Here is a 6,913-nt window from a genome sequence, read left to right on the forward strand (position 1 = left end):
GACAATTAACCATTTACAATTTTAGTGTTTCAGTCTACCCTTTTTAAGATACTTTCCTCAAAAATAAGTGATGGGGTGATAGGGCGATCGAGTGATGGGGTGATCGAGTGATTAGCAAAACGGAAAAGCATCTCTGCTGGAACAGGTATAATATTGATTAACTAATCTGACACTTCCCTTCATTTTCAGCCTGTCATAATTTAGCCACTTCTACTTCACTCACCAAATCACTACATCACAAACTCACTTTATCAGTCTACCCTTTTTAAGATACTCACTTCAACACCCCGCTGATTAGAAATAGGTTTGCTGATCTTAGGTTTCAGTCTACCCTTTTTAAGATGCTTACTTCAACTAATGGAAATTATTCCATTTATGTAGTTAAAAGAGTTTCAGTCTACCCTTTTTAAGATGCTTACTTCAACCATTATCAGTGGGAAGGTGGCGCTTTCATCGTTGGGTTTCAGTCTACCCTTTTTAAGATGCTTACTTCAACATAAAAATTCGCTTCGAACCATAAGAAGTGAATAAAGTTTCAGTCTACCCTTTTTAAGATGCTTACTTCAACATCTGGCTTGGTAACTTATAAAAAAGCCCAAATAGGTTTCAGTCTACCCTTTTTAAGATGCTTACTTCAACAATCAAGGCCAAAGCATGTGGGTATTTTATCTGATATGTTTCAGTCTACCCTTTTTAAGATGCTTACTTCAACTTCAGACCGTTTTATTAAAAACGGATTTATCTCAGGGTTTCAGTCTACCCTTTTTAAGATGCTTACTTCAACTTTCTCCGCATAGACGGAGAATACCGACTGTATGGTTTCAGTCTACCCTTTTTAAGATGCTTACTTCAACTCTGATTGGAATTGCTTAGTGCTCGGTTCATCTTTGTTTCAGTCTACCCTTTTTAAGATGCTTACTTCAACCTTTGTTTTTCATAACGAACTTATAATCAATATTTTAACCCCTATTTTTATCGGCACTATATGGCCTTTTCCGGCAACGGGCATCTTTTTTTGCTTTTTAAGTTCGATCAAGGATTATCATTTTCAATGTAATATAATTTAAGTATATCTACAACAATTATAGCCATAATGTAGATGCCGTTCCGGTCATTTCCTCCATATTAAATCCTGAATCACCTATTGATTGAATGCTTAGCGGAAATATTGAGGAGAATATCCACTACCATTAAGCAGTTGTGTTCATTTGCTGTCTTTACTTTTTTTGGACTTAATACCTGAAATTGTTGCCAAGGCTATCGGTTGGCAACCGGAAAAAATGGTACTGCAATTAAAGACAACTAAATCCACAAGTAGCACTGATTTAACATGTATTTTACTATTCGTTTTCCGGGTGATTTTAGAATATTAAAAAAATTCAAAATAACTGGATGGCGCAACTTTGGTCAAAATAACCCATCAAAGATTCAATCAGGTTTTATAAAAACCACTGATTCAAAGCTACCTTAAACAGGCTCAGGCACCGGTATGGAAGGATGTTTAACAATTATGGAAACGGTAGTAGTTTATTAAAATCAATAGGATAAAAACCATTAACAATTAACCATTTATTATTGTCTGTTGGCCTTTTTAAGATACTCACTTCAACCTTGAATAATATCTCCCTTTAAATATCAAAGTTTTAATCATTTTTAATATCTGTCCAAAACCACAATGTTCCTTATTAGTCCCTTTTTTTATCCTTTTAAAAGAAAATAAATTAAACATAGCCGACAAATATTAAAGCGATAAAACAAACCTAAAAATAATGAGCGCATTTCTTTATAATACATCAATCCTCTGATAAAATAGATATTGCCTATCATATTCATCTTTCCATTAAAAGTAAAAATTATATTTTGGTTTTCAATTTTTCCATGTAAAACCCTATCAGCCTAGAATCATCTCCATGGTGCTCTCGGACTGTCATCATAGCTTTTTCCAAGTAATTGTACTGGTGAAGAAATTCAGCAGCTGACTGATGAATTGAGATATCTTTTCCTAATTTTATGGCCGAAAGGTAATAGGAAATCACTCTTTCAGGTTGCCTGATTCGGTCTTTACTATCCGGTTTACTATATAACAATGCAAGTGAAAAATAAGCTTTTGCTATTAATTCCTTATACTCTGAATCTACCCAGCTATTGTTCATGAATTTGACCGACTGTTCCAAGTATTTTTTTGCTCGATCATGGTTACCGCTCCTTTTTAGTAATATGGCGTGTTGAATTTTTGCAATTTCAAAAATAAGCATTTTGATTGCTTTGCTTTTTAACTTATCTGATCCCATCACCATACCTCTTTCAAGCAAGTCCCCACCCTTTGTCCAATGAAAAAGTTGTTCTTTTGTGCTAATAATTCCACCTGCCTCCAATGCAAGTGCATAATAATTAATAGCCAATTTATTTTTATCCATCAAATCATAAATCGTTCCTATCCTGAAATAAATACTTTCTTTTTCCTGTTCTGAATCCGTTGGGATTTGCAAAAAATAAGTAACTGCTTTTTCATACTTCCCTGATAAAAATTCTCGTATCCCCAAGCAGAAAAAAATAAATGCATCGAGCACGTTGGGAATAGATCCGGTCATTAAATCCAGATATTTTCGCAGGTAAGCAAATTCCATCTTATATACACCTGAAAGACCATTAATTGGTTCCACAAGGACATATTGCAATGCTATTCGGGGTCTTTCTTGCGGTAAGGAAAGGATGTCTCCAAAAATCACCAAATCCGCTCCCTCAATTTTCCCTTCCTTTCTTGCCTTTGATGGGGTAAAATATCTATGAGAAGCCCAATTTGACGACATGTATTTAAAAACTACCGAAATTGGTAACTCTCCGTTTTCTGCAAGCATGTCAAGGCGCTTATTAAGCATAATTTCTACTGAAGGTACGCTCACATTATTCCCTGGAAAAGGCAAAATCAAAATTTTAAGGTTAGAAGTTAGGCTACGGTAGTGTTTTTGTAAAAAGTCTTCAAAACTCCTAAAACCACAAACTTCAGCCAAAAGATTCAACAGCTTAATGTTGGTATGGTTAGAAATATTCGGTTTTTCTTTTTTTAAGGAATATACTCTTGCCCTTATCCAAAAATCACGTAGCGTGTTTCCACCATAATCAATTTTTTTTTCACAGACATGTCGAATAAAGTAGATCAAATAGCTCATTTTATTCGGGTCTACAGCTTGATCCTTGTCTAGAAATATATAGTCCTTTATATTTGCAGAAAGTTTGAGCTTACTTTCTTGAATCCTGACTTTGTTATTTCGGATAAATTCTTCGATAACTTTCTTTAATTGAAGTCCAAGGTCGCAATATGGCCGATAGCTTGCTTCGGATTCGGGAAGGGATTTTAGATAATAATGGGATTTTATCATCTTGGTATATTCATGCATAAAATTTGGGGATTGAATACATATTTAACCCTAAGATATGAGTTTTACAGAAAAAAACCACTTATTTGTAAATTGTATCCACACCATCTACAAAAGTAAAAAGCCAAAAATTTTACAGATTATATCCTTCCCGATATTCCCCGATTTCCCCGATTATTTTTTACAAGGGTATGATAAATATTAATTTGAAATTGCCTTCATGTTTAATTTTAATCTGGAAAAAACATGAGCAAAATCAAATCAATTATTATCGCAACAGTGGTCCTAATAGGACTGCCTATGTTAGAATCTTTCTCACAAACAGAAAGTGAGGGAAAGACAATTGGTCTGGAGGACATTTCTTTCAGCTTTAGGGGAGGTTTAGGGGTTTCTAATCTGGCTGGTGCTACAGCAGGATATAGTTACCGTTCCGGTATTGCTGTCTTAGGAGGGGTGTATGCAGAATACAGTGCTACAGCCAAAAGCGGCCTAATGGCCGGAATAGAATATACAATCAAAGGAGCCACTATAAAAACAGATGATCTCTTTTTTTATGATAATCTCCACTATGATCTCTCTTATGTTAATTTCTACATGGGTGGATTTCATGATCTGACGCAACGCTTACGCTTGGAAGCGGCGATCATTCCAGCTATTAAAGCTAGTGAGGAGATTTCCTATACAGGAGTTTATGGATATGGGGGACTATCAGCTACCACAGATAATGTTCGAAACATGGACTTAGGAACCATGGCCGGTTTTAGTTACCAGTTTACCAAGATTAATTTCGGAGTGCATTACACCTATGGATTGATGGATATTAATAAAAATCAATCAGAAGGTGTTTCCAGCCTCCAAAACAGGATGCTGATGTTTAGCCTCAAATATGTGCTAGACATTTAGTTTGTTCCAGGTTACCGGCGGCTAAAATCGCCGCCGGTTGTTTTCACTTTAGCTTGACAAAACCGCTCGCGAAATTATTTCCCTTGTTGATACTCCTTTAAGCCATTCTCACGAACAATGTAAAAGAAGAATTAGCTGTATTACTATATTAGGTAGATTCTATATAAAAAGCCCTCTGAATTAAGTTGTCCAAAACTCCATTGCTATGAACTCGAAATCTAATTGCTTGCCCATCCTCACCTTCCACCTTCTAGTATTTCTTACAGTTTTTGTATCCTGTGTTGAAACTGAAGACACCAAATCTACCCAGACGTTTACACTTTCCACTACTGTTAACCCTGATGAAGGAGGAGTGATCAAGACGTCCCCTGGAGGAAGCTCTTTCGATGTAGGGGAAAGTGTATCACTTACTGCGGAACCCAATTCAAATTGGGTATTTCAAGAATGGGAGGGTGATGCGAGCGGAAGTACTAACCCACTGGCCCTGGCCATGAATTCCAATAAATCTGTTACTGCTGTTTTTGTCAAGAGAGATTATCCACTAAACATAACCATCGAAGGAGAGGGAACAGTCGGTGAAAAAATCATTACTAATCCTTCCGCCAAAGAATATCCACAAGGAACTACGGTGGAATTGACTCCAATCCCTAAAGAAGGTTGGGTTTTTGATAGCTGGAGCGGAGACTTGGAAGGGAATGAGGTTCCGGCAATAATATTGGTAGACAAGGAGAAGAATGTGGCAGTAACATTTAGAGAAGAGCCTTCTGCGATATTTTACCTTGCCGAAAACGGCATAACCTGCAAATGTGAGAAGGCCAATCCGGGGGACAAAGGCTTTATTAATGGGGTGGAGTACGAGGCAGTAGACAACACTGGAATATTTTTAAAGCATAGATTGGGAAATGTTGATATGACAAAACTATGTACTTCTCTGGTAACCGATATGTCTTCTCTTTTTGCCGCTACGCAATTCAATCAACCCATTGGCCATTGGGATGTTAGCAATGTCACTTCTATGGAATATATGTTTTCTGGGTCTCCTTTTAATCAGCCGATAGGAGACTGGGATGTGAGTAAGGTCACAATAATGAAGCTTATGTTTTATGGTGCTGCATTCAATCATCCGATTGAAAATTGGGATGTAGGCAATGTTATTAATATGTCTGGAATGTTTTACAATTCCAAATTTAATCAACCGATTAATAATTGGGATGTATCCAAAGTTACCTACATGGACGGGATGTTTTCATATTCTTCATTTAATCAACCGATTGAGGATTGGAATGTAAGTAATGTTAAAAATATGGCACTGATGTTTGCTGGTACAGAACAAACGGCCGAATCCAATTTTAATCAACCCCTCGGAGACTGGGATGTCAGCAATGTAACCGATATGTCAAGTATGTTTTATGGCTCTCCGTTTAATCAACCAATAGCAGATTGGGATGTCGGAAACGTAGAAAACATGCATTTGATGTTCAGGAATTCTTTATTTAACAAGCCCATAGGAGACTGGGATGTGAAAAATGTTACCGACATGTCCGCTATGTTTAGTAGGGCTTCATTTAATCACCCTTTAAACGATTGGGAAGTCGGCAAAGTAACCGATATGAGTGAAATGTTTTTTGCTTCCCCTTTTAATCACTCCCTAGCCGATTGGGATGTCAGAAGCGTTGAAAATATGGAAAAAATGTTTGCTGAATCTTCATTTAATCAACAATTAGGCAACTGGGATGTGAGTGGCGTGGAAATAATGGCAGAAATGTTTAAAGGGTCTCCGTTCAATCAACCCATTGGTGACTGGGATGTTAGTAATGTAGCCTATATGCAGAAAATGTTTGAATCTACTGTCTTTAATCATCCTATAGGCGACTGGGATGTCAGTAATGTGTCCGGTGCAAATTCTGGTATGGGCATGTGGTACATGTTTAGATACAATACTGCATTTAATCAGGACTTATCCAGCTGGTGTGTACCCAGCTTCTCCCAAAGCCCGCTCCTTTTTAGTGAAGGAGCAACCTCATGGGAATTACCAAAACCCATTTGGGGAACTTGTCCGGAGTAAATTCCTCATATTAAATAAAACCCCTTCCAAACTTAAACCACAGAAAACATGAATCGAAAAATATTTCTTTTAGCAGTATTAATTATATCAGTCATTCAATTGACTTGTAATATAAATGGGTTTGCCCAGCAACTATACTTTTCTCCTTCCGATACAATCCAAATTGACCAAAATAAATATACTATTCGGTTTCATACTGGAACGACAGTCTCTATAATGGGAGGGGAATGGACTAAAGAACAACAAAATATCTTGCTAAATTCTGATACGACATATATGTCTTATAGCCAATTTTCTCCATCCATTGGTTTCTATTTCGGGGGAACATTTGACTATTCAGTTAACCAGAATTTTAGTATTGGCGTAGGCTTATCGGTTCTTCAAAGAAGATTTCAACAGCATTCACAATACAATTACTATCACCCGGTGTCCCTTTATGATGAAGAGCTTACTAATAAAATTTCCTACCAAACTACCTATCTGAATGTGCCTCTACAGGCTAAATTGTCTTCATTAAAGCGTATAAAACCTTATATTGGCATAGGTACAGGACTATTACTTTCTTCTA

The 6,913-nt window shown here is 36.7% G+C and carries 4 protein-coding genes and 1 CRISPR repeat array; of the genes, 3 read left to right on the forward strand and 1 reads right to left on the reverse strand.

Annotated elements, in window-relative coordinates; all coding sequences use genetic code 11:
* Nucleotides 1-248 precede the first annotated feature (248 nt).
* Nucleotides 249-925: a CRISPR direct-repeat array (repeat unit 36 nt; unit sequence GTTTCAGTCTACCCTTTTTAAGATGCTTACTTCAAC).
* A 928-nt stretch (nucleotides 926-1,853) separates the two neighbouring features.
* A complete protein-coding gene (locus AAC037_RS16590) occupies nucleotides 1,854-3,398 on the reverse strand; it encodes a hypothetical protein (RefSeq protein ID WP_339904110.1) in 1,545 nt (514 codons plus the stop codon).
* Nucleotides 3,399-3,623: 225 nt separating this feature from the next.
* Between AAC037_RS16590 and AAC037_RS16595 the strand changes: the two genes are divergently transcribed.
* The 3 genes from AAC037_RS16595 to AAC037_RS16605 all read left to right on the forward strand — a co-directional run.
* Nucleotides 3,624-4,280 (forward strand): outer membrane beta-barrel protein, encoded by a 657-nt coding sequence (locus AAC037_RS16595; RefSeq protein WP_339904111.1) that lies wholly within the window; start codon nucleotides 3,624-3,626, stop codon nucleotides 4,278-4,280.
* Between the two features lie 205 nt (nucleotides 4,281-4,485).
* Nucleotides 4,486-6,345: a BspA family leucine-rich repeat surface protein gene (locus AAC037_RS16600; RefSeq protein ID WP_339904113.1), complete on the forward strand. Its 1,860-nt coding sequence runs from the start codon at nucleotides 4,486-4,488 to the stop codon at nucleotides 6,343-6,345.
* Nucleotides 6,346-6,393: 48 nt separating this feature from the next.
* The coding region (locus tag AAC037_RS16605; RefSeq protein ID WP_339904115.1) for an outer membrane beta-barrel protein at nucleotides 6,394-6,913 on the forward strand (520 nt) is incomplete at its 3' end.

Origin of the sequence: uncultured Cyclobacterium sp., from assembly GCF_963976465.1 — a bacterium.
Classification (GTDB): domain Bacteria; phylum Bacteroidota; class Bacteroidia; order Cytophagales; family Cyclobacteriaceae; genus Cyclobacterium.